Source organism: Streptomyces sp. NPDC051364, assembly GCF_040682115.1.
Classification (GTDB): Bacteria; Actinomycetota; Actinomycetes; order Streptomycetales; family Streptomycetaceae; genus Streptomyces.
In genome coordinates, this window is the sequence record NZ_JBFBAH010000018.1 from 70,041 (window position 1) to 96,550 (window position 26,510).

20 protein-coding genes are annotated in these 26,510 nt (G+C 70.4%); 9 read left to right on the forward strand and 11 right to left on the reverse strand.

Going from position 1 to position 26,510, the window contains the following annotated elements; genetic code table 11:
• Window positions 1–96 precede the first annotated feature (96 nt).
• Window positions 97–1,938, forward strand: a complete 1,842-nt coding sequence (locus AB0M76_RS29670) for a DUF2079 domain-containing protein (protein ID WP_365955793.1) — start codon at window positions 97–99, stop codon at window positions 1,936–1,938.
• 533 nt (window positions 1,939–2,471) lie between these two features.
• Window positions 2,472–3,377, forward strand: a complete 906-nt coding sequence (locus AB0M76_RS29675) for a hypothetical protein (protein ID WP_365955794.1) — start codon at window positions 2,472–2,474, stop codon at window positions 3,375–3,377.
• A 69-nt stretch (window positions 3,378–3,446) separates the two neighbouring features.
• On the opposite strand, the gene AB0M76_RS29680 is transcribed toward AB0M76_RS29675, so the two are convergent.
• Window positions 3,447–4,058 carry an RICIN domain-containing protein gene (locus AB0M76_RS29680; protein ID WP_365955796.1) on the reverse strand — a complete coding sequence of 204 codons (612 nt, stop codon included), beginning with the start codon at window positions 4,056–4,058 and terminating at the stop codon, window positions 3,447–3,449.
• A gap of 810 nt (window positions 4,059–4,868) precedes the next feature.
• Between AB0M76_RS29680 and AB0M76_RS29685 the strand changes: the two genes are divergently transcribed.
• Complete coding sequence (locus AB0M76_RS29685; protein WP_365955797.1) at window positions 4,869–6,497, forward strand: sigma-70 family RNA polymerase sigma factor; 1,629 nt, start codon at window positions 4,869–4,871, stop codon at window positions 6,495–6,497.
• Between the two features lie 101 nt (window positions 6,498–6,598).
• Here AB0M76_RS29685 and AB0M76_RS29690 read toward each other — a convergent pair whose 3' ends face one another.
• The 5 genes from AB0M76_RS29690 to AB0M76_RS29710 all read right to left on the reverse strand — a co-directional run bounded on the left by AB0M76_RS29690 (window position 6,599) and on the right by AB0M76_RS29710 (window position 14,839).
• Window positions 6,599–6,805: a hypothetical protein gene (locus AB0M76_RS29690; protein WP_365955798.1), complete on the reverse strand. Its 207-nt coding sequence runs from the start codon at window positions 6,803–6,805 to the stop codon at window positions 6,599–6,601.
• A 407-nt stretch (window positions 6,806–7,212) separates the two neighbouring features.
• Window positions 7,213–9,492: a hypothetical protein gene (locus tag AB0M76_RS29695; RefSeq protein ID WP_365955799.1), complete on the reverse strand. Its 2,280-nt coding sequence runs from the start codon at window positions 9,490–9,492 to the stop codon at window positions 7,213–7,215.
• A 366-nt stretch (window positions 9,493–9,858) separates the two neighbouring features.
• Window positions 9,859–11,343, reverse strand: coding sequence for a PrsW family glutamic-type intramembrane protease (locus tag AB0M76_RS29700; RefSeq protein ID WP_365955800.1), 1,485 nt, complete (start codon window positions 11,341–11,343; stop codon window positions 9,859–9,861).
• Window positions 11,344–11,348: 5 nt separating this feature from the next.
• Window positions 11,349–11,666, reverse strand: coding sequence for a hypothetical protein (locus AB0M76_RS29705; protein ID WP_365955801.1), 318 nt, complete (start codon window positions 11,664–11,666; stop codon window positions 11,349–11,351).
• 1,286 nt (window positions 11,667–12,952) lie between these two features.
• Window positions 12,953–14,839, reverse strand: coding sequence for a hypothetical protein (locus AB0M76_RS29710; RefSeq protein WP_365955802.1), 1,887 nt, complete (start codon window positions 14,837–14,839; stop codon window positions 12,953–12,955).
• 390 nt (window positions 14,840–15,229) lie between these two features.
• Between AB0M76_RS29710 and AB0M76_RS29715 the strand changes: the two genes are divergently transcribed.
• The gene (locus AB0M76_RS29715; protein ID WP_365955803.1) at window positions 15,230–15,772 is read left to right on the forward strand and encodes an EF-hand domain-containing protein; all 543 of its coding nucleotides are present in this window, start codon (window positions 15,230–15,232) and stop codon (window positions 15,770–15,772) included.
• Window positions 15,773–15,844: 72 nt separating this feature from the next.
• On the opposite strand, the gene AB0M76_RS29720 is transcribed toward AB0M76_RS29715, so the two are convergent.
• Both AB0M76_RS29720 and AB0M76_RS29725 read right to left on the reverse strand, forming a co-directional pair.
• Window positions 15,845–17,311: a multicopper oxidase domain-containing protein gene (locus AB0M76_RS29720; protein ID WP_365955804.1), complete on the reverse strand. Its 1,467-nt coding sequence runs from the start codon at window positions 17,309–17,311 to the stop codon at window positions 15,845–15,847.
• Between the two features lie 218 nt (window positions 17,312–17,529).
• Window positions 17,530–18,333 (reverse strand): M4 family metallopeptidase, encoded by an 804-nt coding sequence (locus AB0M76_RS29725; RefSeq protein ID WP_365955805.1) that lies wholly within the window; start codon window positions 18,331–18,333, stop codon window positions 17,530–17,532.
• A gap of 652 nt (window positions 18,334–18,985) precedes the next feature.
• Here AB0M76_RS29725 and AB0M76_RS29730 point away from each other — a divergent pair.
• Entirely contained in the window at window positions 18,986–19,459 is a 474-nt protein-coding gene (locus AB0M76_RS29730) for a CAP domain-containing protein (RefSeq protein WP_365955806.1), read from the forward strand.
• Window positions 19,460–20,150: 691 nt separating this feature from the next.
• Here the strand turns inward: AB0M76_RS29730 and AB0M76_RS29735 are convergent.
• The gene (locus AB0M76_RS29735; RefSeq protein WP_365955807.1) at window positions 20,151–20,693 is read right to left on the reverse strand and encodes a hypothetical protein; all 543 of its coding nucleotides are present in this window, start codon (window positions 20,691–20,693) and stop codon (window positions 20,151–20,153) included.
• A 412-nt stretch (window positions 20,694–21,105) separates the two neighbouring features.
• Between AB0M76_RS29735 and AB0M76_RS29740 the strand changes: the two genes are divergently transcribed.
• The 4 genes from AB0M76_RS29740 to AB0M76_RS29755 are packed head-to-tail and all read left to right on the forward strand — an operon-like array spanning window position 21,106 to window position 24,752.
• Window positions 21,106–23,376, forward strand: a complete 2,271-nt coding sequence (locus AB0M76_RS29740; protein WP_365955808.1) for a nitrate- and nitrite sensing domain-containing protein — start codon at window positions 21,106–21,108, stop codon at window positions 23,374–23,376.
• A complete protein-coding gene (locus AB0M76_RS29745; RefSeq protein WP_365955809.1) occupies window positions 23,373–23,795 on the forward strand; it encodes a roadblock/LC7 domain-containing protein in 423 nt (140 codons plus the stop codon). The genes AB0M76_RS29740 and AB0M76_RS29745 overlap by 4 nt, the downstream gene beginning before the upstream one ends.
• A gap of 50 nt (window positions 23,796–23,845) precedes the next feature.
• Window positions 23,846–24,166, forward strand: a complete 321-nt coding sequence (locus tag AB0M76_RS29750) for a DUF742 domain-containing protein (protein ID WP_365955810.1) — start codon at window positions 23,846–23,848, stop codon at window positions 24,164–24,166.
• Window positions 24,153–24,752, forward strand: coding sequence for an ATP/GTP-binding protein (locus AB0M76_RS29755; RefSeq protein WP_365955811.1), 600 nt, complete (start codon window positions 24,153–24,155; stop codon window positions 24,750–24,752). The genes AB0M76_RS29750 and AB0M76_RS29755 overlap by 14 nt, the downstream gene beginning before the upstream one ends.
• A gap of 96 nt (window positions 24,753–24,848) precedes the next feature.
• Here the strand turns inward: AB0M76_RS29755 and AB0M76_RS29760 are convergent, their stop codons facing one another.
• Both AB0M76_RS29760 and AB0M76_RS29765 read right to left on the reverse strand, forming a co-directional pair.
• On the reverse strand, window positions 24,849–25,337 hold the full coding sequence (locus AB0M76_RS29760) for a flavin reductase family protein (protein ID WP_365955812.1): 489 nt from the start codon (window positions 25,335–25,337) through the stop codon (window positions 24,849–24,851).
• A gap of 146 nt (window positions 25,338–25,483) precedes the next feature.
• Complete coding sequence (locus tag AB0M76_RS29765; RefSeq protein WP_365955813.1) at window positions 25,484–26,341, reverse strand: FAD-dependent oxidoreductase; 858 nt, start codon at window positions 26,339–26,341, stop codon at window positions 25,484–25,486.
• Window positions 26,342–26,510: the final 169 nt, after the last annotated feature.

A 26,510-nucleotide genomic window follows, 5' to 3' on the forward strand; every position in this document is an offset into this window, starting at 1 on the left:
CAGTGTGGTGCTCAGCGCTCTGCGCTCGGAGCACTCCCCGCCCACGTACCGGCCCGCTCGGCGCCGGATCGGGCCGCCCCCTTATCGCCGCTCCGGGTGGCCGCCCTGGTCGAGCAGTTCCGCACCGGCCGGGACGCTCCGGTGGGCATCCATCCCCACGCCGTCAGCGAGACCCGGTCGATCCGCGCGGAGGACTTCGCGGTGCCCGCACCGGTGAGATACCGCTCGATCGCCACGGTGTACGACGCGGGCGGGCCAGGCAGGGGCACCACCCGGGCGCGCGGCAGCCGAAACGTGCCCTCTGCCCCCCTGCGGTCACTTGTTCGATCGTCATGCCCGTCCGTCATCCGGCACTGCTGCAGTAAATCCGGCATTTATCGCGACCTGGCCGACCGCTCGGGGAGTCATTCGACTCGCCGACTCCAACCCGAGAGCGGAAACTTTCATCTGAAAGCAGACAACCATTACGGAAAGGGAAGCTACTTGCCGTACATGGGCCGACGGGTTCTGTTCCGTCATGGATCCATCACATCGGCCACCAGACCGGTGTTCCATCCCGTCCGGCGCCACGCCCATTTCAGGAAGAGGCCGTCCTGGTTCTGGAGTACGGCGGCGGTTCTGTTCGGGGCGTACGCATGCGTATCGGTCCGGCGTCATCAGCGGCTGCAGACCACCGGTTATGACCTGGGCATCTTCGAGCAGGCGGTCCGCTCCTACGCACACCTGCACCTGCCGGTGTCGGAGCTGAAAGGGCCGGGCTTCCCGCTGATGGGAGACCACTTCTCGCCCGTGCTGGCCACACTGGCGCCGTTCTACCGCCTGTGGCCCTCTCCGCTTACGTTGCTGCTTGCGCAGGCCGCGCTGTTCGCCATCGCTGTCGTGCCGCTGGCCCGGTGGGCCGAGCGGGCCCTCGGTCGCACAGCGGCCGTGGTGGTCGCGGCCGGATACGGGGCCTCCTGGGGTATCGCACAGGCAGTCGGCTTCGACTTCCACGAGGTCTGCTTCGCGGTCCCGCTGCTGGCGTTCTCCCTCGCCGCTCTCGGCGGCGGCCGCCTTGGGGCGGCTATTGCCTGGGCCCTGCCTCTGCTGCTGGTCAAGGAGGACTTCGGGCTCACGGTGGCGGTCATCGGCGGCCTGGTCGCCTGGAAGGGGGCCTGGCGGCTGGGCCTGGTCACGGCCGCCGCCGGATTGCTGGGAACAGTGCTTGAGGTGCTGGTGATCATCCCGGCATTCAGCCTCGCAGGCAGCTATGCGTACTGGGACAAGCTGCCCAGCGCGGGTTCCGATTCGGGGCTGGTGCATCTGCTGCACCAGGGGACGATCGGGATGATCACGCCGGATGTGAAGGTCATGACGCTTCTGGCCCTGCTCGCCCCCACAGCCTTCCTGGCGCTGCGCTCACCGCTGATACTGGTTGCGCTACCCACACTGGCCTGGCGCTTCTTCTCCGACAACCCCCAGTACTGGGGCACAGGCTTCCACTACAGCGCGGTGCTCATGCCGATCGTCTTCGCGGCTTTCATCGACGCCCTCACCCGGTGGCCCACCATTCAGGTCCGTCACGCCCTCACCGTCTCCGGCGTGGTCACAGCCTTCATGTTCTTCCAGGCGCCGCTCTATCAGCTGGTCCAGCCCGCTACGTGGCACAACGACCCGCGTGTCGCTACGACCCACTGGATCCTGGACAAGATCCCAAGCGGCGCCACCGTGGCGGCCACCAACCACCTCGCCCCACAATTGACCGAACGGGCTAATGTCACCGTCTTCGGCTTCCCCGACAGCCGCCCCAATCCCGAGTACATCGTGGCGGACGCGGCCATCCGGGACTGGCCCTTCGCCACCGCCGCCGACGAGGTACAGCAACTCCAGGACGCCCTCGGCCATGGGTACCGCAGCATCGCTCACCGGGACGGAATCGTTCTTCTCCGCCGCGCCTGATACCACCGCACACCTCGTGCGGGGAATCCCTCCCATCCGATCTCGTCGAGGTCCGCGCCACAGGCGGCCTGGAAAGCCACACGCGGACAAGCGCTCCCGGTCCGACCGGCAGCCTGGCCCGAGGGCAGACCAGGCGGCCGAAGCAGTCCCGCTCGGCCGGAGTACCGGGAACTCCTCATCGCAGCCCATCAGCACAGTGCACGCGCCGGGCGTCGCTGTCGAGCGCCTCCTGGCCGCGGGGCCGTAGCGCCAGCGGACCCATTCGCCCTGGTGCCAGCCAGGCCTGCGGCTCGGCACGGAGGCCGGGAGATGTCGTACGGGGTGCGGGGCAGCTGGTCTCCGTGTAGCGGCCTCGGAATCCCTTCGACGGGCCCGGCGCCGGCTGACCCGTCACCGGCGCGGCGTCCTGCGCGAGCACCTCGGCCCTGGTATCGGTCCGTCATGGATCTCACGAACCTGATGGCCCGGGCCGAGTCGGACACCGAGGCCGTTCCCCGCTCCGGTACCGGTACCCCCGCACCTCGGGAAGCCCGATGACGGCCGAGGCGGATCCGGGTTACCCCGGGGCGGCGGTGCTGACGTTCGCCGACAGCCTCCTGCCGGTTCGCCTCGTCGGCGCCGTGCTGCACTCACGCCCCTCCGGTACCACCACCCTGAGCGGCCTGGCACGGTCCGGCGCCCTGGCCCCCGGTGGGGAGTTGTGCCTGCCGCTCGCCGAGTACGGGAACCGCCGCTGGTCCGTTGCGGACGTGCACGTCGAGGTTGCCCCCACTGGTGACCGCCATGACCGGGTCATCGTCAGCTGGCACAGCGGCCTCGAGCTGGAGGCCGTCGACCCCAACGGCCGCTACCGGGTGGAGGTGGCCTGGCTGCTGCGGGCCCGCACCCTCAAGCTGCTGCCACTCGACGACCTGATCGACGGCCGCCTGGCCCCGTACGCCCTCGCCCTCGCCTCCGGCCTCCGTGATCCATGCGTGGCCCGCCGCCTGGAGCTCGCCTGCAACGAAATCGCCACCCGGGACCCGCTCGTGACGCCCCGGCGTTCCCGCCGGTCGACCGAGACCGGCCCACTGCGGCTGCTCCACGACGTGACGGCAGCCGGCGGGCACCTGGCCGCCACCACGGGCACGGTCAGGGCCCGGGCCGAAAGCCGCGACCGCCTCGCCGTCCTGTCGCTGGTCACCTTCCCCCTCAAGATGCCCGCTGCACCGGACGCGCCCGTCCTCGTGGTCAACGCGGGAGCCCCGACCCTGGACATACTGCGGGCCTGCGAAACCATGGCCGCCGAGGAGCGCACCCGGCTCCATGCCCTCCCCGACGTCGCCGCGGGACCGGCCTCCTGCGGCGAAACCGCCTTCGAGGCCGCGCGCGAGGCACTGCACCGCCGCTACACCCGCCCGCTCCCCCACCGCCGACGGCCCGGCACGCCGAGCCCATGACCGCCGGCCGGCCGAGGCGACCGCCGCGCCGTACGTCCGGACGCCGTGCAGGGCTGCCCTACTACCAGGTCAGTCGGTCCACACGTCCCACCACTGCTGTGACTGGAAGTTCTTCTGCCACAACTGGACGCGGGCGCCGTTCCCCAGGACGTTCGCGTCGCGGTCCATGACGATGTTGCCGCCGCCGTAGAAGCGGGCGTTGTAGATGGCGCGGTCGCCCGAGGGGTGGGACCAGCTCTGCTGCGGTGTGTTGTTGCAGTCCCAGATCTGCACCTTGGTGCCGTTGTTGCCGCCCCCGTTGAGGTCCGCGTCCAGGCACTTTCCGGGGAAGCGATAGCTCTCAAGCGCGCCGTTGTTCCAGAGGTACCAGCGCTGCTGGGTGGTGCCGTTGCACTGCCAGACCTGGACGACCGTGCCGTTGCCGCCGCCGTTGGCGTCGACGTCCAGGCACTGGGTGGTGGGACGTTTGGCGAAGTCGTTGGTGATCCGAACGGCCTGGTTCAGCAATCGCCGCGGCGCCGCTGCCGTCACGCCCTGCGGCTGCGCGGTCCAGTACACCGGGCGGGGCGCAGCCTTGGCCTCAGCGGCAGATCCTTCGGCCGCGCCGGCACCGGGCGTTGCGGCCAGTACGGTGGCGAAGGCGACGGTGGCGACCGCGGTCCATCGTGTGATGCGGGGCATGACCTCTCCTACCTCATCGGGGCGTGCAAAGGCCGTGCGGCGGCACACGGAAGACGCACCGGTGAAGTGCGTGCCGGTGCGTGGCCGTGCCGGGACGTAGCTGAACACAGCCCGGCGCGGCCACGTCAGAGTGCCGATCCGGCCAGCGGGCATGCGCACCGCCCGCCTCGACCTGATCGACGGTGGCGGCGCGAACCGTGGATCCGCACGGTGGACGTCGGGGCGCGCGTCATGGCGGCGTGCGCCCGAAAGCCCCGCGAGGCCGTGACGGGCACCGCGCCATCTGCTGTCCTGTTCTCGGGGGTGGGCAGATGGAGTGGTTCGAGAGCGCGAGAGAGATCGCCTCCTCCCTGACCTCGACGGCGGCCGACGGCGGCACGCCCTCGGTGGCGGAACTGCGGCGGCCGCTGGGCCGGTTCCGCGCCGATCCGCGCCTGCCGGCCCTGCGGGAGCGGCGGCTGGCCCGGCAGACCTGCGCCCGTGCTGGACGACATGCGCCGACCGCGGTGCGTGTGGTGGCGTGGCTGTGCCGAGCGGAGTGGACGGGGTCTCGCGGTACCGCACTCGCACTCGCGCCTCCTGGCCTGTCGTTGGTACGTGGGAGACGGCGTGGTCGCGGCGCAGTCCCGCGACTTTGCCAGGCCTTTACTGAAGTCGTGTCAGGCCGGACATCGCCCAGGCCGCCGGTTGCTCACAGACCCTGGGAGCGTGCACACTTGCGCGAATTCCGGCCGGGCGCAGCGTCGCACCCCACTGCCCACCTGCCTGGCATTCGCCATGCCGGCCATCAGCAAGCCAACGGGAGCAAGGTTGAGCACATCGGGAACTGCCCGCCGGCAGGACCTCCACGACCTCAGCGACGCACAGCTCTGCGCGCTGCTCCGCGAGCGAGACTCGGCGCCAGGTGCCGATCTCAGCGACGTGATGGGCGAGGTGTTCGCCCGTCACCACGATGCCGTACTCGCCTACGCCCGTACCTGCTGCCGCGACCTGGCCACCGCCGGTGACCTCGCGGCCGAGGCCTTCACCCGCACCTATCGGACGGTCGCCTGGGGTGCCGGCCCCGAGTACGCCTGGCGCCCGTACCTGCTCACCTGCGTGCGCCGGGTGGCAGCCGAATGGGCACGCCGCGGTGCCCGCACACAGCTGTCGGACGACTTCGACACGTGGGCCGCCGGCCTGTCCGACGACCAGGACGTCGAGGGCGCCGCCCTGTTGGCGGAGGAGGGCTCGCTGGTTCTGCGGGCGTTCCGGTCGCTGCCGGAGCGATGGCAGGCCGTGCTGTGGCACGCTGTCGTCGAACACGAGCCCGCGGCCGAGACCGCCCGGCGCCTCGGGATTTCGGCAGGGGGCGTCGGTTCCCTGGCGGCGCGCGCCCGGGAAGGCCTGCGCGAGGCGTACCTGCGCGCCCACTTGGACCAGAGTGCGAGCGACGAGTGCCGGCACTACGGCGGCCTGCTCGCCGCCGCGCTCCGCCGACCGGGCAAGCGCGTCACCCGCGATCTGGGACGGCATCTGCGGGCGTGCGAAGGCTGCGGACGGGCCGAGCGTGATCTGCGAGCCGTCAACAGCCGGCTGGGCGCGCTACTGCCGGCCGGAATCCTGCTGTGGCACCCCGCCTCCTCTGCGCTGTCCCCCGGCGTGCACGGCGCCCACCACCTGGCAGCGGGCAAGCTGGCGGGGCTGAAGGTGGCCGCGGCGCGGTTCGGCGCGGCCAAGTGGACCGCTGCAGCGGCCGTCGCGGGTACGACGATGACCGCGTTCGTCCTGCTGCCGGCGGAGGACCGGCCCGAGCGAGCCGCCCCGACGCCCACGGTCGCGAGCCCGAACCCGAGCTCGGAGCCGAACCCGTACCTGCTGCCGTCCCCGACGGACTCGGCGCCACCGATCGTGTCCATCGGCGCCCCCATGTCGGCCGTCGCCGCCCCATCGGCCCCCGTCACTCCCACGCCGTCCTCCGCGTCGCCCTCGCCGACCCCCGCCCCCACCGGTCTGCCGTTGGTCAACACCGGCTCGGGGCTGTGCGTCGGCTTCGCCGGCAGCGGTTCCGAAGGACCGTTGCAGCTCCAGCCGTGCACCGGCAACGCATCCCAGGGCTGGCAGCGCCTGCCGGCCGGCCAGGGCACGTACCAGTTCCGGAACACGGGCACCGGTACCTGCCTCGACGGAACCACCGCCGGTGGAAACGTCGTCGACGTCACCCTTCGCACCTGCCGCTCCGGCACCGGCCGTGAGACGCAGCTCTGGCGGTCCGAGGCGGTCGGACGATCCGGCGCCTTCCGGCTATGGTTCGTGCCACCGGTCCCGAAGAGCGACTACCCCGACCACCTGCTGGGCCCGCGGAACTGGCCGAAGGCCGATCCTCCGCGCCAAGGTTCGGCCCTGGTACAGCTGCCCAACTACTACAACTCCGTCAATTTCCTCTTCACCCTGGGATGAGCGCACCGGCGAGCCGTTCGCGGAGCACCCACAGATGATCCGGACCGTGCGCTGCTCCCGGCCGGGACGGGTCGCTGCGGTACGCCACTGGTGAGAGGCCGTCACACATGGTCGTCGGCTGGGCCGGCGTCGGGACGGGGCTTGAGCTGGCGGAGGTTCGAGCCGTTGCGTGCCGGGCCCAGGGGTTTGGTGGCCGTCTTGAAGAGGTAATCGGCCCGCTCGTACGACAGGCGGCGCCGGCCCGTTGCCGGGCACAGGTCGCCCGCTCGGGTGTCCGCGCCGGGCCGGGCCGCCGGTCGGAGAGGCATACTGGCCCCCGGTTCCGGCCGGCCGGCAGCCGGGGCAGGAGGCCTGCGGTGCCGGAGCGCCGGCTCACCCAGGTGTGGCCGGAGCGGGCCCGGCGGTCGTCCAGGTCCAGAACTGCGACGTTCAGCGACAGGACTGCCTTCGCCCCGGCCGCCGACTCGTGCAGGAGCCGCCACAGCGTCCGCTCGCGCAGCGGCAGGCCTGGGTCGCTCCAGAGAGCGCCGAGCTGCGCGGATCCCAGCGCCCGTCCCGACGCCGGGCAGCGGCAGCCCTCGCACGCTGACCGCACGTGTAGTCCTCGGCACCCGGGGGCAGAGGGTCTCGGCGCCGTACGTCGCCGACGTCATCACAGCAGGCCCCGGTCTCCGTACCCAGGAGGCCGGGGCCTGCTGTGTCGCACTGCGCCCGGTCACGATCGTGTTCGCCTCCCGCCGGAGCCGCTCCGGATTCCGAAGGTGACCAGCACCAGCGCGCCCAGCAGCATGACGACGATGCCGGAACGACTGGCCGCGAAGTCACGTACCGCGTCCGTCGACTTGGACCAGAGGCTGCTGCTCGGGGCTGCCGTCGTCTCGCCCAGCCAGATCGATCCGTTCGCGGCGGAGGCAGGTCGTTCCTTCGACGCCTTCACGATCTGGGGCAGTCGGGGGTACACCTCGTCCATCTGCGCGGCGCTGAGCCGCTTGACGTCAAGCTTGCTGAAGTCGACCCCGCCGAACACCATGGTGGACGTGACCGTGGTATCGCCCTCTTGGGTGGTCTGGTCGTAAGTGAACTCCCCACTCTTGATCGAGTGGACGTAGCTGTCGAATACCTGGCGCGGCCGCCACGCGCTTTGGAGTCTGGCCGATCCGAGGTCCCCTGAGTCGATCAGCTTGTCGAAGGAGGTGCTGTGGCCCTCCTGGTGCCGCTTGCGTATCCACTGGGCCACGATACGGGCGAGGAAGGCCCGCCGCAGCGGCGCGTACTCCGGCGCCGTGTTGACCGCTTCTGCGATCTTGGGCACCACCATCGTCTGTTCCAGCTGCTCGCTGCGGGCATCACTCTGCGGATCGGGATTGCATGACTGAGGCAATCCCTCAATGTGCTGCGATTTAGCATTCACCGCAAGCGAGGATTTGAGGATGTAGAGAGACGCGCCGTCTTCGCGTACCTGCACGTCACCCGGTACGATCCACAGCCTGGAGGAATAGCATGAATTCCCCGAGGCGGTCAGTTCCTTCCAGTAACGGGCGCCGAATTCGGTGTGCGGATCGAGGAGCCGACCCTCGGTGCGCTTCATCTCCAGGTCTGCCTCGAGGAGCGCCCGGCCGGCATTCGTCTGGCCCAGATCGCTGTCCATGATCCTGTCCGGCTCGGTCGGATTGAGATTGACCCAGAACTTCGACGGGTCCAGTACGAGCCAGGCCCTCAGGTCCGCAACGCTGTTGGTGAGGGCGTCGAGACCGGAGTCCATGTCCTGTTGCAGACCAGGCGCAGCCGGCTGCGCCGTGTATGAGTACTGCACGCCGTCCGAGCCCGGGGCATCGGAGAAGTAGCGCATTTCGAGCGTGGAGAAGTCGATGCCGCCGTTGTCCTTCGAGCCGAGCGCCTCGGCGAGCCCGCCCGACGAGGGTTCATCCGCCGGGGGGCAAGGGGCGGCTGCGGGAAGCGCTGCAGCCATCGCCACCACCCCCCGGCCACCGCCTCGGGGCGTCGCTCCCGGCGGGTACGCCGTCCCGGTGGCGCAGTCTGGTCGCAGACCCAAGGCAGCGGCGCGTTCGCGTTCCGCCGCACGGCTCCGTTCCCTGCGCAGTTCGGCCGTGGCCTTGCCCATGACACTCTGTGAGATTCCCACGGACGCCTTGGATTCGGAACTTCCCATGAGTCCATAGTGGGCGATCGCAAGTTTGTACCGGAAGTCGCGGGTCTCCTTCTCGCACTTGTCGAGGCAGGGGCTGTTCTCGCTCGCCAGCCCCAGTGAAGACCTCACCAGGATCTTTTCCGTGAGTTCCCTGGCTTCCGCATCGCTCACGCCCTTCGACATCGTCTTGATGCTCAGCGGACCGGCCGAACGGATGCGGGCCAAGGGAATCTGTTCGGAATGGGCATCGTGATAGACGTTGCTTGTCGAGACTTCCAGCAGGCCACTCTCAGGTTTCGCCTCGAGCTCCCCGTAGAGGCCCTTGTCGCTGCTGTGGTCAACCGCCTTGGCGGCAATGCTGTAGTCGTTCTTTATGTCGAAGTTCGAATTTGCCGCATTGAGTGCTCTGAGCATGTCGTCGCGGAACTTGTCCGCCCGGAACCAGGACGGAACCTCACCACCCTGCATCCAGGAGAAGTCGAACCACTCGACCGATACGTTCCCGGGAGACGGTCCGAACCTCGTGCGTGCCGCAACGAGCCTTCGCCCCAGCGGATTCCGGAGCAGTTGCCCGGACGCCGCCTCCAGTTCCTGATCGGTTCCCAGGTTCGTCCCCGGAGGGACGATGAGACGTACCCCGTTCGAATCCGTGAAGAGCGGAGTCGGGGGCGGGGGCGTGGAGTCTGCGAGCGCCGTCGACGCCCCGGGCATGAGTGCAATGGCCGCCGCGGCGAGCAGTGCGACCTTGCGGCGGCGGCGTCGTTGAGACGCGCACGCAGCGGCCCAACGCCCCTTCAGCGGACTACGAGTGAGGACGCGCACCGTCGTCTCCAGGCTGGTTGCCACCGGGAAGGGGCGCCGTCTCCACCGTTCCCGCAGCCTGCAGGTAATCGGTCAACGCTTGCCCCGGTGCGGACGATCCGGCCCATGCCGCACCTCGCCTGAAGGCCCGTGTGCCGGCGGTGGCCAGCGCGCCCGCGACCAGGAGCGCCACGGCCGTGGAACCGGCGAGCGCCGTGCCATTCGCACACACACGGCCTCCGTTCAGGCGAAAGTCCTTGCCACTGATCTTCAGCTGTGGCTTGTAGCCATAGCTGACCGAACATGCTGAGGCCTGTTGCGGCGCGAGGAGCAGCACGAGGCATGCGAGCGGCACTGCTCCCGCGATGAGGCAGGCTCCCCGCGACATCAGCACCCCGAGTCGGCGGCGCCTCATGACGTCACCGCCGCGTCGCGAACCTTCGTCTTCAAACGCAAGACCTTCGTATGCAATCGGTCAGCCCTCTCGGAATCCGCCTGCGGGTGCAGTCGCCGGTCGGCCAGGTCCAGTTGAGCGGAGTGCAGGCGGTGCATCGTCAGCGCCGCGGAAGGCCCGTACCGACGCCAGGTGCTCGCCAGCGCCCAGAACCGCAGCCTGGGATCCGCCAGGACAGTCTCCTCACCGGGCGTGATGGCCACGCCCGCCGCCGCCTCGGCCGACAGCGCGTCCCGCGCCGCCGAGGCCCGAGTGCGCGTCCCGGCCAGCAGAAGCAGTACGGCCAGGACGATGAACGGCGCCTGGGGCAGCAGCCAGAGGAGCGGCGAGACGACGAGGGTGTCGAACGCCGAGCCGGCCTCCATGTGGTCACCGACCAGGTGAGAGAGCCACGCCGACAGCGTTTCGGTGGCGACCGCGCCACCGACCGCGGCCACGAAGGCGGCGCCCGCGATGAGCCCGCGCTCCCGGCGATGCTTCCTCCGGGCTGCCAGGCCGAGCCCGGCTCCGAGCAGTGCACCGCACGCCACCGGCCCGCCGAGGAGGCCGATCGATTGCCGGATCCAGTACTCGAAGCCGCCTGTCGAGCCGGTGATCGAGCTCAGTGCCCCGTACAGCCTGATGAACAGGATGCTCTCCACGAAGGCGTACCCGAGTCCGACGGCGGCTCCGAGAGCGAGGCCGGTCACGGTATCGACGACCAAGTGCCGGAATAGGAGCAGGATGACCACGACGCCCGCCCCGACGAGCAGCGCATTCACGACGCTCAGGTGCAGCACCAGTAGGTCGATCACGCGGTACAGGGACTTGGGCGAGGTGGCCTCGAGGAGCGAGCGCGAGCCCTTGACCGAGTACCCGTAGATGGTCCCGTACGCGAGTCCGGTGTACGCACGGCCCATTCCGAACACGATGAACGCGCCCCAGCCGAAGGCGGTGAGAAGGGCCGCCAGCGGTGCTCGGGGGTGTCGCTGCCCGTGGTGCAACAGCCACAGGACGAAGGCGGTACCGGGAACGCAGGCGAGCGCGGTCAGGGGATATGTGGCGACGATGGTGAGGGCCATCAGCGAGAACGGGCCCAGCAGTGCGGCCAGGGTCGCCCAGGTGAGCACCGTGGCCCGGCGGCCCTGAGGGCGCCTGATCGCCGCGGCCACCTGGAGCAGCACGCCCACCACAATGCCCGCCATCACAGCCCAGAAGACGGCCCGCGGCACGGAGAGCAGCTTGTCGAAGGATGCGAACGGCCCTTCCTGCATGTGCTGGGCGATCGACTTCGGGAGCTCGTAGAAGATGGAAACCGTCGGCTCGTCAGGCAGTACATGGGGCCGGGCGACGTTGAGCAGTAGCTCCGCGATATACAGCCCGATCAGGAGCCTGGCGACCAGAAGGGCCCGCCCTCCCGCCACCGCGTCATCGCGCAGGCGCCCGGGCGTGGCCGAGGACATGTCCGTCACGGCGTACCGCCCGGGAGAGCAGGTATGCCGGGCATGCCGGTCGCAAACTCAGAGGGCAGGTCGGTCGGGAACCCTGTCGGCAACCCGGTGGGAAAGTGCGACGGGAACCCCGAGGGAAGTCCGGTAGGCAGGCCGGACGGGAGCGACGGAGGTGCGCTCAGCCCCGGCAGGCTGGGCATCTTCGGCATCTCAGGATCGTTGTGGCCGCCGAGACCGACCACGAGCGACACCGCGAGCAGCACTGCACCGATCACCGAGCCGATCACCACCAGACGCACCTCCGAACGCGGTGCGTTGTGTGCCACGTCGGTCACGGGATCATCTCTGCTCTCACCTGGAAGGGCGACTTCATGGGTCCCTTTTCGTCGAATGACGCGGATGCGCGGGCGGATGGGTGACCGGCCCCACCACGTTGCACGGCGGGACGCAGGCTATCCGCGAGTGGACGAGGAACACAGGCACACATCGGGTCAGCGCAGGGTTGGCGAAAACCTTGAGCACTCCCTGTGTCCCGAGACCCGCCCGAGGCCGGACTTACGCCTGCGCACTCCAGCTCGGCGAGGCGCTCCGGTACAGGCCGACCGGGCCGGGCTGCCTCTCGCGACCGGCACGCACCGGCTGTGTGCCGGGGAGGGATCTGGGGCAGGGCCTGCCTGGCCGGCCGACTCGGTTCGGCCAGGAACCGACGGTGGCGCCGCCGCAAAGAGACCGGATCTCCACCATCGCCACGCGACCGCCCCCGAGCATTGCCATCCGCTCGGTCGCGCCGAGCGCGGATACGCAACCGATGCCCCGAGGAACCCATCGCGTCCGTCAGGGCCGGCGGACCGCTACCACCACGTGGCTGTTGCCGAACTGCCGGACCGCGCCGACGTGCTCGAAGCCCGCCTCGCACAGCAGTACGGCCGATGTCCACGGCGAGCTCGTGCACCCTGGGGCAGTCCGGATCCAGGTGATCGCCGTTGACGAGGACTCCGCCGGGGCGGATGCCTGCCGGACCGGCCGCCAGCAGCTGGACACCGGCCTGTGGACTTACCGCATCGGCGTACCCATGTGGCAAACCGCCGAAGGCGGCGGCGCCGAGCCCGCCGAGTACAGCACGTGGGGTGACCTCCGCACAGCTCCGCCTGATCCCCGGTGCCAGCTACCCGGGTGTCGGCCATCAGGGCGAAGAAGGACCGCTCCCGACGCTGTACGGTCCGCGCTGATCAACCCACCGGCCCCGGTGCGCGGAGCGGGGCACCTCTCGCGGCCCGTCACGAGAACGCGAGGCAGCACCGGCCAGCCTGTCGGCATCGGTGCGGTACCACCGCCAGCCTGGCTCCCTAGCCGGAGCTTTTGCGCACGGCCGGGTGCGTGTTGGTGACCCGGTCTGCGGTCCCCTCACCGAACGGTGAGGTCGCAGGTTCCGGCTGCCCCTCGGCGGGCACCGTGTCCGCTCGGGTGACGAACACGGGCGCCGGCGAGTCGGTGACCCCTATCCCCGTCAAAGCCGGCACAGGGACGGCATCGCGACATGCGCCCGTGCGCGACGTGCGGATGTGGGCCGTGCGGGGTGTCGGCGGTGCCGGGCGGTGCTGCCCCGGGGCGGTGCTACGGCTCAGGTCACGTTCGGCTGCGTCGGCGGGGTGGGCTGGGGGGAGCCCTGCAGGGCCAGCGCGGTGAGGACGACGAGCGAGTCCGTCCAGCCCAGGGGCGCGACCGAGGACGGCAGCCCGGCCCCGTTCACGGTTTCGGGCAGCTCCCCCAGCCCGTTCCTCTTGGACAGCACCCAGTCCAGAGCCTCCCTCGCCCTCGTCTGCTCGCCGGTTCCCGACCAGGCGAGGGCGAAGAAGGAGGTGCTGGCCGTCCAGGCGTACGATCCCCAGCTGAAGTCGGGGTCGTTGCCGGGCGAGACGCCACCGTTGGGCAGCAGCAGCGCACGGTAGGTGGAGTCCAGCGCTGCGCTCAGACCTGGCGGGGCAGTGTTGAACGGGGGCGCCATGAACGCCACGGCGCTGTCCCGCCCGTGCTTGCCGTCGGCGGTCCGCGGGTACCCCAGCGGGGCGAAGGCGGCGATGCCGGCGGAGAGGCGCCGGGCCGCGTCCCCCCATCGCTCTGCGTCTTCGCCCATGCCCAGCCGGGCGGCCAGGTCGGCCGAAGCGTTGAGTCCGGCGAGGAGGGGAGCGGCCGTACCGATGTTGGTGGTCGCCGTGTCCAGCTCCCAGTAGTCCGGGGACGCAGGGGGAAGCCCGTCCGGTCCCAGGGACCGCGCGGCGTAGTCAGCCGCCTTGCGCACCATCGGGTAGAGCGTGCGCAGCCGTTCGTCCCGGTCGCCGGCCGGCGCCGCTTCGTACCACTGCCAGGTGGCCCAGGGGACCCAGCCGTTGCCGTCCAGCTGCCACTTCCGGGCGTCCGGCGGTCCACTGCCGTCCAGCTTCGTACGCGCTTCCCAGGTACCGTCGGCCCGCTGGGTCCGCGCGTCGTAGCCCAGGATCCGGTACGCCTCCTCGTCGTGCCCGGTGGCGGCGAACGCAGCCGCGGCGAAAGCGCCGTCCCGGGGCCAGGAGTACTCCCACGCCGGCGACCACCCCGCGGCGAACGCGCCGTTGGGCTTGAGCAGTGCCCGCATGGACAGCAGGGCGCGCTGCACCGCGGCCCGCTGCACGGTGGTGGTCCCCGGCACCCGGCCCGCGGCCAGCCAGGCGCGGTTCTCGTCGATCTGCGCCAAGGCGTCCGGGTCGTCGGCCGCGACCACGCTGGATGCGGAGCTACCGGTGGGAAGGTACCGCCACCGGCCGGAGGGCAGACGCAGCACGTTGCTGCCGTCGACGTAGGAGGCGCCGACGGCGAAGGAGGGCAGGACGGCCTCGGTGTCCACGCCGTTCGTCAGCAGCCCCGCCGTGCGGGCCGCGAGCGCCGAGGCGGGCACGTAGCAGGGCTCCGTCTCCCCGCACCGCTCGCTGCCGGTGGGATTGACGTGGAAGGCGAGCCGGGAGTCGTACGCGTGCCAGCCTCCCCAGTACGCCCTGTCGTAGTTCCAGCTGGTCAGCGAGCCGGGCACGGACTGGAGCGTGCCGTACCAGGCGATCGGCTTGCTCTCCGCCGTGGTCGCCTGGACGAACAGGTAGTAGGTGGCGCCCGCGGTGACGGCGGCGCTGACGGGGAATTCGACCCAGCCGGCGCCGGCGCCGCCCAGGGCGGCGAGGTTCAGGGTCTTCGAGGCGACCACCGACCCCGCGTCGTCGCGAACCCGGCGGACCTGGGCGGTTACGGTCCCGGTCGCGGCCCCGCTGCTCAGGTAGACGCTGAGTCGAGTCAGCCGGGAGCCGTTCACGGTGAACGCCTGGGCCGCCGCGTTGTTGGTGGCCTTCACGCTGAACAGCGCCGTCTCGTGACGGGCCTGCCCTTCGTAGGGCACGGCGGCCGCGGTGTCCGGGAACGCGGCGGGAACGCCCGTGAGGGTCAAGGAGAGCAGACCGGGCAGCAGAGTCCTCGCGAATACCATGGGGTACAGGCCCTCCCGTTACTTGGCAGGCGCGCGGGGCGGGGTGTGCCACGGCGCCGAAAGCTGAACCCACCATGCAGGCCGCAGACCCGGGGGAAGGCGAGGTCGGGACGTGTCCCACCTGATCGAGGCGTTCCGACATCCGATCGTGTGACAGAAACAGCGGAAGCGAGCAGCTTCTCCGAGTACGCCGACAAGTGCCGCCCTGCAGCTCGTTCTCAACACTCTGGACGAGTCGGTGGACGGCGACCCCACCGCTTGTAGGCTTCGGGCTGGAGTGCCAGTCCCGTAGGCGACCGAAACGCATGTCGATCGGAAGCTGAACCCCGGGACACGCCCCCGGGGGCTGCAATCGGCAGGGGCGGCAGCAGAGCCGCGTACGCTCACGGCATGGGTGCCGAGCAGGTGGCAGTGGCCGACGACATCTTCGATCGGCTGGACACGAACGGTGACGGAGTGCTGGCCGCGGACGACTACCGGACCAGTGCGGAGCAGTTGCTCCAGTCTTACGGCGCGGGGCCGAACTCGCCGAAGGGACGTGCCCTCATCGAGGCGAATCAGGCCCTGTGGGAACGCCAGGCCGAGCTGGTCGACCGCGACGGGGACGGGAAGATCAGTCGGGAGGAGTACCGCGAGTGGTTCGCGTCCCTGCCGGCCTCGGAAGCCGGCCCAGGCGCGCTGTCGGGTTCACCGGAGGTGATGGCGGTGCTCCACGCGCAGTTCAACGTGGCCGACCGGGACGGTGACGGGGCGATGGACCTCCACGAGTTCACGGCGTGGCGGGCCCTCAAAGGCGTGCCGTCGCAGAGCGCGGCGGCGGCGTTCGACCTGATCGACGCCGACGGGGACGGTGCGATCAGCTGGGAGGACTTCAGCGGCGCGGGCAGTGCGCACGGGCTGGCGGCCCTGCTGTACGGGCCCGGACCGCAATAGTGGTGATGCGGCCCGCAGTCGGCGGCCGGCCGCTGTGAGCTGCCTTGCGGCCGGGGCCCGGCCCGGATCCGGCTACCGCACGCGGAAGTTGGCCATCATGCCCATCGCCGAGTGGTCCAGCAGGTGGCAGTGGTAGACGTACGTGCCACGGTACGCGTCGAAGGTGGCGTGCAGCTTCACCGTCTCGCCGGGGAGGAGCTTGACCGTGTCCTTCAGGCCCGCCTCGGCCGGTCCGACGGGGGCGCCGCCCCGCTCCAGTACCCGGAACTGGACGAGGTGCATGTGGAAGTTGTGCGGGATGAGCTTGTTGGCGTTGGTCACCGTCCAGATCTCCGAGGTCCCGAACGTGACCGTCTGGTCTGTCCGGTCCGGGTCCCACTGGAGCCCGTCGATCAACCCGCGCGGCTCGGTGCGGCCGTCCTCGTCCATGCTGAGGACGATGCGCCGCTCGACGGCGGGCTTCGGCAGAGCGTCCACCGGCGGCAGGGTGCGCAGCACGTCCGGAACCCGGCTCGGGTCGGGGGCGGTGCGGACCACGTCGAACCGGAGCACGTTGCCGACCTGACCGGGCGCTCCCCCGCCCGTCGTGGTCTCCAGGACGATCTTCGTGCCGACCGGGTAGCGGGAGAAGTCGATGACCACGTCGGCCCGTTCCGCCGGGGACAGCGAGACAGTGTCGGTGGTGAAGGGGCGCTCCAGCAGGCCGCCGTCGGAGCCGATCTGTACGAGCTGCCCGCCATCGGCGAGACGCAGCTTGAAGAAGCGCAGGTTGGAGGTGTTGAGCAGGCGGAAGCGGTACTTGCGGGCCGCGACCTCCAGGTAGGGGCTCGGGCGTCCGTTGGCGAGCAGCGTGGTGCGGCCCCGGAAGTCGTCCATCGCGTAGACCAGCTGCCCGTTCTCGTCGAAACGGGCGTCGCGCAGCGCGATCGGTATCTCGTACCTGCCGGAGGGCAGCGGCAGGGCCCGCTCCGTGTCGTCGGTGAGGACGTACGTCGCCGACAGCCCCCGGTAGACGTGCTCGGCCTCCATGTGGTGGGCGTGGTCGTGGAACCACAGCGTGGCGTTGGGCTGCTGGTTCGGGTAGGTGTACGTGCGTGCCGTGCCCGGGGCGACGGTGTCCATCGGGGCGCCGTCGTTCTCCGGGGAAACGCTTGCGCCGTGCAGGTGCACGGCGATCGGCATGTCCAGGGTGTTCCGGTGCCGGATGGACACCGGCCGGCCGCTGCGCGCCCGCAGTACCGGCCCCGGGAAGTGGCCGTCGTAGGTCAGCACCTTGGTCTGTACCCCGGGCAGGATCTCCCGCGAGACCTCCTTGACGGTGACGCGGTACGCGTCCCGCCCGCCCTCGGTGGAGTACGGGGCGAGCACGGGCAGCTGCGGCAACTTCACCGTGAACGGTTCCGGCGCGACCGCCGGGCCCGCGTCGTCGGCGGCCTGCGCGGTGGTGGTGCGCAGTACGGGCAGCAGGCCGGCACCGGTGATCAGGCCCGCGCCCGTCGTGGCCAGCGTGCCGACGAGCACGCGACGTCTGGTGACCATGCGAATGTCCTCCTGTGAACAATGGGAGTGCGCACTGGCGTTCGCATGTCGAACGCCCTCCCTCATGATCCTGACCGCACGCAGGGTGGCCTCTGCCCAAAGCGGGAGAATGTCAGGTATCACGCCGCGGATCGGGCGGCCGAGCGGCACGACGGCGACACGACGCGGGGCCCCGGCAGCCGTACGCGGCTGCCGGGGCCCGAGCCCGTGAAGTGCGGTCAGCGCTCCACGCCGACCGCGCTCCACGCCTTGGCCACCACGTCCGTCGACCAGTCCAGGTCACGGGCGGCACCGATGGTCGCGTAGCGGAATGCGGAGAAGTTGGTGGTCCTGGCGGCGTACTCCATCAGCGCCTTGTACCAGATGCGCCCGGCCCGGTCCCAGGCGTGGCCGCCCAGCTCGGTCGCGACGAGGTAGAACGCGCGGCTCGGGATCCCCGCGTTGGCGTGGACGCCCCCGTCGTCGCCGGAGGTGTCGTCGTACTCGGCCATGTGGGCCGCCTGGTGGAACCGGGCAGGATCCTTGAGGGAGCCGCCGGCTCCGTCGGAGGACCGGCTGCCCTGGCCGAACAGCCAGTCCGCTTCCTGCACCGTGTGCTGCAGGCCGTACTGCTCGGCCAGGACACCGAAGACGTTCCCGAGTGAGACGGCGAGCGCGCCGGGCTCACCGTACGACTCCAGCTCGGCGGTGTGGTGGATGATGCCGGCCGTGAACTGCTCGGCGAGCGCCTCCACAGCCGGGACCCCGCCGTCACCGAGGAGGATGCGCGACCGCTGCCAGGCCACGCCCGGCTCCCCGGTGCGGACGACCGCCTCCACGGGACCGCCCCTGCCGTCGATCGAGTTGCGGCCGTACACCGTGCGGAAGAAGTCCCAGGTGACGCCGAGGGCGTCATAAGCACCGTCCACCAATGCGTCGCCGCTCGGGGCTCCCCCCTCCTCGCGCGCCGACACCGGGCTGTCGGGATCGTTCCGGCCGTCCCATATCCTGCGAACCGGACGTACAGATGCGCTCTCAGTCATGATCGGCATGCTGACACGGGACCCGGCCGTGGCGGCGCCATCACCTACTCGATCAGTCAAGTCGACGTCGTCAACTCATCAGGTCCGGCGCGAAGCAGTCACGGAGTCGGGCGATCTTCCCGTCGCGGATGCCGAAGATCTGCACGAGCGATGCGACCACGCACGTCCTCTCCGTCTCCCTCGAAGACCGGGGAGGTCCTCTTCGCCTATCAGGCGTTGTTCGATCTGCTGACCCGTTTCTGGCGTACCGGCGGTAACGCCACTGCCCCGCCCGCCAACGCCAGAGCAGTCGTGCCCTTGATCCCTCCATGCCATCCCCCGGGGACCGCCTTGATTCCGTCCAGGCGAAGCCGCGCAAATTCGTTTCCCCGCACCCTACTTGTGCAGTCCCGTTCGTCTCTGCCCGGCATCCGTCCCGCCGCCCCGGTCGCCACCCCCGTCACCCGGACATACGCTGGCCATAGGGGAAGCGGCCTTGAGCCGCCCTTACAAGAACACCGCGTCGCCGATGGCTCAGTCACCATCGTGCTTGCCGGCCGTGTTGCCCCCTCCCATGACGGTTGACGGTCGCGAACTGCGCCGGCACTCTCCGCTGTTTACGCGCGACCAGGGAGTCGCAATGACAAGACTTTCTCGTGCACGCCGTCAGGCCATGGCCATTGCGGCAACGCTGATGGCCGGAGGAATGGTCTTGGGGGCGGGCGCAACGGCGTCCGCCGCCGTCTCGGCCAGCCTTCCCGCCGAGGTCAGCCCCGCCGACCAGGCGGCCATCCTGGCCGACACCAATGCGATACGTCAGACGGAAAGCGCGCCGCCCATCGCCTGGGACGCGGCTCTCGCCTCAGGCTCGCAGGGATGGGCCACCAACCCCGCTTCCCACGCCAGTGGGCTCGCGCACGACACGAGCTTCACCAACGGCGCCGAGAACATGTCGAGTGCCGGGCCATCCCAGGCCGTGTCGCAGTGGGCCGGAGAGAAGGCCGCCTACGACGCGGCCGGCCCGAACTGGAACACGAATGACCCCAGCTACAGGAACTGGGGCCACTACTGGAACATGGTCCAGAAGAATTATACGAAGATGGGGTGCGGTGCTGAAGCCGGCGTCACAGTCTGCCGCTACGCCTGACCGGACCGGCCGGACCCAGACCGCTTGATCGTTTTCCCCGTCATGAAAAGGACCCTGCTGCTACTCCTGCCCGCCCTCACCCAGCTCACGCCGAAGGCACCCGCCGCACGCCATAGTCCCCGGCGTCACCCGCTGCGGCGAGGACGTCGACCGCCGGCTCGCCGCCCAGCGGCGGGACCGGGGGTCGGCTGAACGACCCCTCCCCGCCGCGCGCCGGAGCTGGTGGCCGTTCGGCTGCCGGAACCGAACCGTGCGCAGCCCCGCGGCCGTGTCTCGGGTGCCGGCCTGGCGGGTGGTCGGCGGTAGGACACGCAGGCGGTCCCACACGGGACGGGATCCGCCGGCCTGGTGGACCAGGACCGCCTCCAGGACGTCGCGGGACCCCCAGGCGGCCGCGAACCGCACACCCGTCCACGGGTGCCCGGGGCCGGCCGCGGCAAGGTACTCGCCGACCTGGCCGGACGCGTCCGGGCACAGCGGGACCGTCCAGCACACCCGGGCCCGGGCCCGGCACCGACTCCGCGGCCTGCGCCGGCATCGGCTCTGCCGGCGGTCGCAACGTCGCCCGGGGGCCTCCCTTCGCTGGTCCCCCCTTCCAGGGTCACCGACCGCCCCGCACAGGAGCCGCCCCCGTTGTCCTGCGCCGGCGGATCTTTGAGCACATTGCCATCGGTGGTTGAGCGGCTCCCGGTCAGCCGCTCGCCCGCCAGGAGGGCGGCCAACTGGCTCGTTCCGCGATGACCCCACCCGGTACTTGCAGGCTCGCCCGGGCCTTTTCGTAGAAAGCCCGACGAGCTGTTCTGTACACGCTGTACGCCTCGTTCCAGGCAGCGGCCTCGCCTGCTAGCCGGCCCCGTGCCAGCCATTCGAGATGCCAAACTGCATCGTTCAACTTGCGGACCGCTGCGGCTGTATCCTGATCGGCAAGCAGCCGTAGGGGTTCGGTCATGGCGGCGCGTCGCAACTCTGCCTTGGCAGCCTCTTCCAGGGCGTCGCCTGTCGTCTCAACAGGACTCGGGTCTGCGGTCAGACCCCGGTGAGCGGCGAGCCGCTGGTAGACAACGACACAGTCCATGATCGCCTGGCCATAATCGCTGTACGCCTGCAGGAGCAGGCCGTCCCACCGCGCTCCTTGTTGCCGTCGCCAACGGGTGCGTTCGTGCAGCGTCCCCACCAAGTACGACATGGCTGCGCCCACTACGACGCCGATCAGGGTCGATAGCTGATCAACCACGCAAACCCCCCTAGCTAGCCATGGCCCGCCCTACGACTGGCAATCCCCGCCCGGCGGCGCGTCCACTCGGCGCAGATGCCTCGAGTTGGCACGGGACCGGGCTCTTGGTCACACGCCCGCTCCTCCAGCCTGAGCAGCGAGAGCGACCAAACGGATTCGGGCCGGTGACGTATCGGCACCCATACCACGTATGAGCAGGTAAGTAAGCTCTCCGTTTATTCGGACTGGCTGGATATGATCGATCTGCACCCTCACCCCACGGGGCCGCGTCGGCAGTTCCCCCATGCCCTCTCCCGAGGACTGTGCTCGACCGTCCGTGGACCCCTCCCTGTTCCACCGCTCCCGAGGACCGATGTCTCCGATGGAACCCGAAGGTCCACCAAGCCCGCCTCCCCTTCGGCGCCGCCGCACCGTGCGCCTGCGTACGATGCTGGCCTGCCTGGCCGTCGTCCCGACCGTGGCGATGGCCGCCCAGGTGACCGTGACCGCCCAGCGGTTGCTGGCCCAGTCCGAACACCTGCGCACCGATGTGGAAGCCGGCGAGCACATCGGCGTACCACTGGTCGGGCTCATGACCCAGCTGCAGGCAGAGCGGGTGATGACGGCGGCGCGGTGGGCGGGCACCTCCGTCGCCGACGACGACCTCCGCGAGAAGCGGGCGGCAACGGACCGTGCGGTGGCGGAGATCCGGCAGGTCTCCGGCAGCAGCAGCGGCGCTGCGAAGCCTTCAGGGCAGAGCGGCGGCCACCTCGATGAGGTGAGCGTCCGGCTTGACCAGTTGACTGCGTTCCGCAAGCGCGCGGATGCCCACAGCGGTAGTCCCGAACAAGTGGTCGACTACTACACCGGCGTGATCGACGACAGCATCCGCGCCTACCAGGATGAATTCAGCCACGCGGAGGACGCGGAACTCTCCCAGGAGAGCAGGCCCGCCGTCGCCCTGTTCTCCGCGGCAGAGATGGTCGCGCGCGAGGACACTCTCCTCGCTCTGGCCGGGCCGTCCAAGGAGCTGGCGTCCACCGGCTTCTCCGAGTTGCTCGATGCTCTCGGTACCCACCGGTACCTGTACGACACCTGGATCGTGCCGTACCTGTCGCCCGCGGAACAGGCTTCGTACGACGAGCTCACCGCCTCGGACGCCTGGCGCACCAAGATCCGCATCGAGAATGCGGTCGTCAGCAACCACCAGGACACCCCGTCCGGAGTGAAGCTGCCGGCCGATGTCGGCGGCTGGCGTGCCGCGCACGACGCGTTCGCGCCGCAGTTGGCCGCGCTCAACGCGGACCGGTCGCGGAGCGTGCTCGCGCACGCCGATGCGAAGGCCTCCGAGCTGGAGACCGAGGTGTACTGGCTGGTCGGGGGCAGCGGCGGCACCCTCCTGCTGGTCACCGGGGTCGTCGTCCTCACCACGCGGTCCGTGCTGCGCAGGCTGAACCGCCTGCACACCCGTACGGTCGCCATCGCAGAAGAGACACTGCCCCGCGTGGTGGACCGGCTCCAGCGCGGGCAGGCCGTCGACGCCGAGGCGTTGCCGACCGTGGGCGGGCACCAGGACGAGGTCGGGCGGATCAGCGACGCCTTCGCCCGCGTCGTCGCCGTGTCCGTCGACGGACACCGGCAGCTCGCGGCCGAGCGGCACGGGTTCGGCCTGTTCGCCTCGGGCATCGCCTCACGCACCGGAAACCTCGTCAGCCGCCAGCTGAGCCTGACCGAGGACCTCCAAGACGCGTTCGGCCACGACGAGGCGCTCCTGGCCCAGTTGATGCGGTCCGATCAGTTGACGGTGGGAATGCGGCGCCAGATCGAGAATCTCCTCATCCTCGCCGGTGGCGAGATCCCGGACCCGCACACCGAGCCCATGCGCCTGGCCGACCTGCTGCGGGAAGCCGCCGCGGAGGTCGAGGACTTCCGGCGGATCGAACGCCATGCGCTGGACGAGGCGAGCGTGCAGCCGCACGTGATCAGTCAGATCAGCCACCTGCTGGCCGAGCTGCTGGACAATGCGACCCGGTTCTCGCCCCCACGCTCGAAGGTGGTCGTGCGCGCCGAACTGGCGGCGGACGGGCTGTCGATCGAGATCGAGGACCGCGGACCGCGCGTGGCGGCTTCCGGGTACGAGGAGATGAACCGGCGACTGCACACGGCGCCGCCGTACTCCGTCCTCGCAGAGAACGCGCACCGGCTGGGCCTCTTCGTGGTGGGCCACCTGGCCGACCAGCTCCAGGCCCGGGTCACGCTGCGCCGCTCGGTGTACGGGGGAACGGCGGCCGTGGTGATCCTGCCGAGCGAGCTGCTCGCGCCGACCGAACGGAAGGGCGAGCGGGTGCCGGTGCCTGCGGCGGAGCCCGGGCCGGCAACCGACCGGGATCCGGAGCCCGCCACCGTGCTCACCCCCGTACGGGCACCCGCCCCCGAGGACCTGCCGGCCCCCGCCCCCATGCCCATACGGCTGCGGACCGAGCCGGCGCCGACCGCTCGTTCCGGACCCGGTGACGGCACGCGCCCGCCCCTGCCCGAGCGCGTCCCGCAGACCCACCTCACCCGGCAACTCCGCGGGCCCCGCGCCCCGGAGCCGGACGCCGGCCGGGACGCGGCGACACCCGAAGAGGTGGCCGACGCCTGGGCGGACTACGAAGAGGGGACCCAGAAAGTGGAAGCAGAGCTCAGACAGGATCAGCCATGACGACGACAAGCAACGACATGATCTACAGCGTCCTGGACAACAACCTGAGCAGGATCGCCGGTATCCAGGGAGCCGTGCTCCTGTCCAACGACGGGATCAAGCTCAGCGCCTACCTGCTCGAGCGGGACCAGGCGGAGCGCATCGCGGCCGCGGCCTCCGGTATCGCCGCCACGATGAAGGCGATTTCGAGGGAGGTCGGCGGCGGCGGGGTCATCCGCCAGCTGGTGGAGATGAACGACCGGTACCTCTGCATCGTCGGGTGCGGGGAGGGCAGCACACTCATCGTGGTGACCTCCCGCAAGGCACGGCTCGGGGAGCTGGGAGGCGAGGCGGTACGAACCGCCCAGGCGCTCGGCGAGTGGCTGGGCACCCCCGAGCGCACCCCGGCGCCGATGTCGACACCGACGTCGACGTCGTAATGCCGGACGAGCCGCAGCGCCGAGGCCTCCGCCGGACCCGGCTGTACGCGTTGACCGACGGACGTACAGCCGCCGCTCCGCAGACCGTCCTCACCATGGACACCACGGTCGTGGCGGCGGTCACCGGGGACGACGCCCTCAGCGGCCTGCCCACCGAATGGCGGGCCATCCTTGCCATGTGCGCGCCCGCGGGCGGACTGGCGGTCGCCGAGATCGCCGCGCGGATGCACATGCGCCTCACTCCGATGACGCTCCTCCTCGGCGAACTCGCGGACCGCGGGCTCATCAGCCATCGGCCGCCTCTGGAGGGGGCCGAGACCACCAATGTCCACCTGCTCATGAAAATCAGGGACAACCTTGCCCGGATATGACACCTCCGACGCTCCTGCCCAGGAAGCGTCCCCCGTCAAGATCCTCATTGCCGGTGGGTTCGGAGTCGGCAAGACGACTCTGGTCGAGGCGGTCTCCGAGATCGAGCCGCTGCGTACGGAGGAGTGCCTGACGAGCGCGGGAGTCGGTGTCGACGACCTCGACGGCATCGAGTCCAAGACACTGACCACCGTCGCGATGGACTTCGGCCGGATCACCCTCGCCGACGCCGGAGTCGTCCTCTACCTGTTCGGCACACCCGGCCAGGAGCGGTTCTGGTTCATGTGGGACGACCTGCTGAACGGGGCCCTCGGGGCACTCGTGCTGGTCGACACGCGGCGCCTGGACCGCGGCTTCCCGGCCATCGACTTCTTCGAGAGCCGGGGACTGCCGTTCGTGGTCGGCGCGAACTGCTTCCACGGCGAGCAGCCGTACACCGCCGCGGAGATCGCCGCCGCACTGCACCTGCGCGACCCGGCCACGCCCGTCCTCCTGCTCGACGCCCGCTCCCGTACGGACGCCCGCGACGCCCTGCTGACCCTGCTCGACGTGGTCATCGCCGAGGCGCGGACCGCGGCGAGCGCCTGAACGAGCATCAGCGCGTGCGTGCGCGGATCGCCGCACCGCTCAGTGCACGACCGCCGACGGATGCCCTTCCTCCTGGTCCAGGGCCCCGCCGTAGCCTCAGGCCGGGTGACCGGGCTCCAGGTCCCGCAGCTCCCGGTACCGGATCAGTGGGGGCCGCGGGCCCTCGATCGGCGGGCACACTGCTACGGGCGCCAAGAGGAAGCCCACGTGGTCGCCGCCCTCGATACGCCCTTCGATCCGGCCGGTGAACCACATGGGCACCTGCTCCAGGACCGGACTGCCTGCTTCTCCCGGACGCCAGCCGACCCGCGCGAACTTGTCCACCCGGTCGCCCGTCTCACCTCCGAAGAGCTCCGCCAGCGCCCGCTCGTCCCGGTGGAGCAGGTGCACGGTGAGGTACTCGGCCTCACACGCGACGCGGTAGGTGTGGTTGGCGATCGACAACCAGACGGCGAACCTCGGCGGGTCGATGGAGCACTGCGAGGCGAAACCCACCAGGCAGCCGGCCCGCTCGCCGCCGGACGCGGCCGTAACCACGTACATCGGGCCGTCGAGCACGTCGGTAAAGGGGTCCAGCTCCGTCACGGTGCCTCCTCGTGTTCCGAATGGTCCAGTGGCCCCTCAGGCAGCCATCCCGGGCCGTCATCGGCGGCTGACCGGCGCTGCTTGAGCCGCGGCCGGGCCGGGCAGGCTGCGCTCGGCCAACCGCTGGCCTCCCTCGGCGGGCGGGCTCACAGGCCGAGGTCGAGGAGGACGTTCTCCACGACCTCGGTGAGCGCGGGATGGATCCAGTACGGGGACTTGGCGAGGGTGATGGCGTCGATGCCGAGGGTCGCCGCCAGGACGAGGGGCTGGATGAGGGTGGGGGCCTGAGGGCCCATCAGGTGAGCCCCGAGAAGGCGCCCGGTGCCGGGGTCTGCGAGCACCTTGCAGAATCCGGCGGTGTCCTCCATCGCCCAACCGTAGGCGACATCGCCGTAGCCGGCCATGCCCACCAGATAGTCCAGCCCTCTGTCACGGCAGTCCTGCTCGGCCAGCTCCGCGGCGATGTAACCGCCGCCGAGGATCGCCAAGTGTCGGGGCGGAGCGTCGATGCGTATGACGGTGTCGGACGTCTCGTACGGCAGGCCCGCCGCCGCGACGGGCCCGGGGACCACGGGCCGACCGCCCGCCGCGACGACGATCTGCCCGGCGCTGACGTCGAGGGCCCCGTCCACCCGGTCGATCCGAAGGGTCCTGGGGCCGGTGAACCGTGCCCTGCCCTCGTACACGGTGACCGAGTCCTGCTGCTCACGGCCCGTACGACCTTCGTCTCGTTCGGCGTCCAGCCGCGCGAAGATGCGGTCGCGCACCTCGCGCCACCGCACCGCTCGCAGCTCTGCGTCCACGTCGTACGCCCCGGCTTCCCGGACGGTCCGGGCGACGTGCGCGGTGTAGGCGAGCATCTTGCTCGGGATGCATCCGGCGTTCAGGCAGGTTCCGCCGAACCAGCGCTCCTCGACGATGGCCACGTCCAGATCGGCGAACGAGTCGTCGACGACGGCGTTGCCGGATCCCGCACCGATGATGACAAGATCGTGGTGACGCATCCGGCCAGCCTAAGAGGCCCTTTGCCGAGCCAACGCGTCGGCGCGCTGGCTCCCCCCTGCGCGAGTCTCGAGCTCACCATCACGGAGTCCCGGCCTGGCGCGCACGGGACGTCGGCGAGACGTACACCTCCCCGGTGCGCGTTCGCGTCCGGGCGGTGAGGGTCGTGCG

Excerpts from the sequence above, each read along its gene's own strand:
- AB0M76_RS29675 (WP_365955794.1), top strand. The coding sequence starts at position 2,472 with ATGACGGCCGAGGCGGATCCGGGTTACCCCGGGGCGGCGGTGCTGACG.
- AB0M76_RS29680 (WP_365955796.1), bottom strand. The coding sequence starts at position 4,058 with ATGCCCCGCATCACACGATGGACCGCGGTCGCCACCGTCGCCTTCGCC.
- AB0M76_RS29690 (WP_365955798.1), bottom strand. The coding sequence starts at position 6,805 with ATGCCTCTCCGACCGGCGGCCCGGCCCGGCGCGGACACCCGAGCGGGC.
- AB0M76_RS29700 (WP_365955800.1), bottom strand. The coding sequence starts at position 11,343 with ATGTCCTCGGCCACGCCCGGGCGCCTGCGCGATGACGCGGTGGCGGGA.
- AB0M76_RS29710 (WP_365955802.1), bottom strand. The coding sequence starts at position 14,839 with ATGGTATTCGCGAGGACTCTGCTGCCCGGTCTGCTCTCCTTGACCCTC.
- AB0M76_RS29715 (WP_365955803.1), top strand. The coding sequence starts at position 15,230 with ATGGGTGCCGAGCAGGTGGCAGTGGCCGACGACATCTTCGATCGGCTG.
- AB0M76_RS29720 (WP_365955804.1), bottom strand. The coding sequence starts at position 17,311 with ATGGTCACCAGACGTCGCGTGCTCGTCGGCACGCTGGCCACGACGGGC.
- AB0M76_RS29725 (WP_365955805.1), bottom strand. The coding sequence starts at position 18,333 with ATGACTGAGAGCGCATCTGTACGTCCGGTTCGCAGGATATGGGACGGC.
- AB0M76_RS29730 (WP_365955806.1), top strand. The coding sequence starts at position 18,986 with ATGGCCATTGCGGCAACGCTGATGGCCGGAGGAATGGTCTTGGGGGCG.
- AB0M76_RS29745 (WP_365955809.1), top strand. The coding sequence starts at position 23,373 with ATGACGACGACAAGCAACGACATGATCTACAGCGTCCTGGACAACAAC.
- AB0M76_RS29765 (WP_365955813.1), bottom strand. The coding sequence starts at position 26,341 with ATGCGTCACCACGATCTTGTCATCATCGGTGCGGGATCCGGCAACGCC.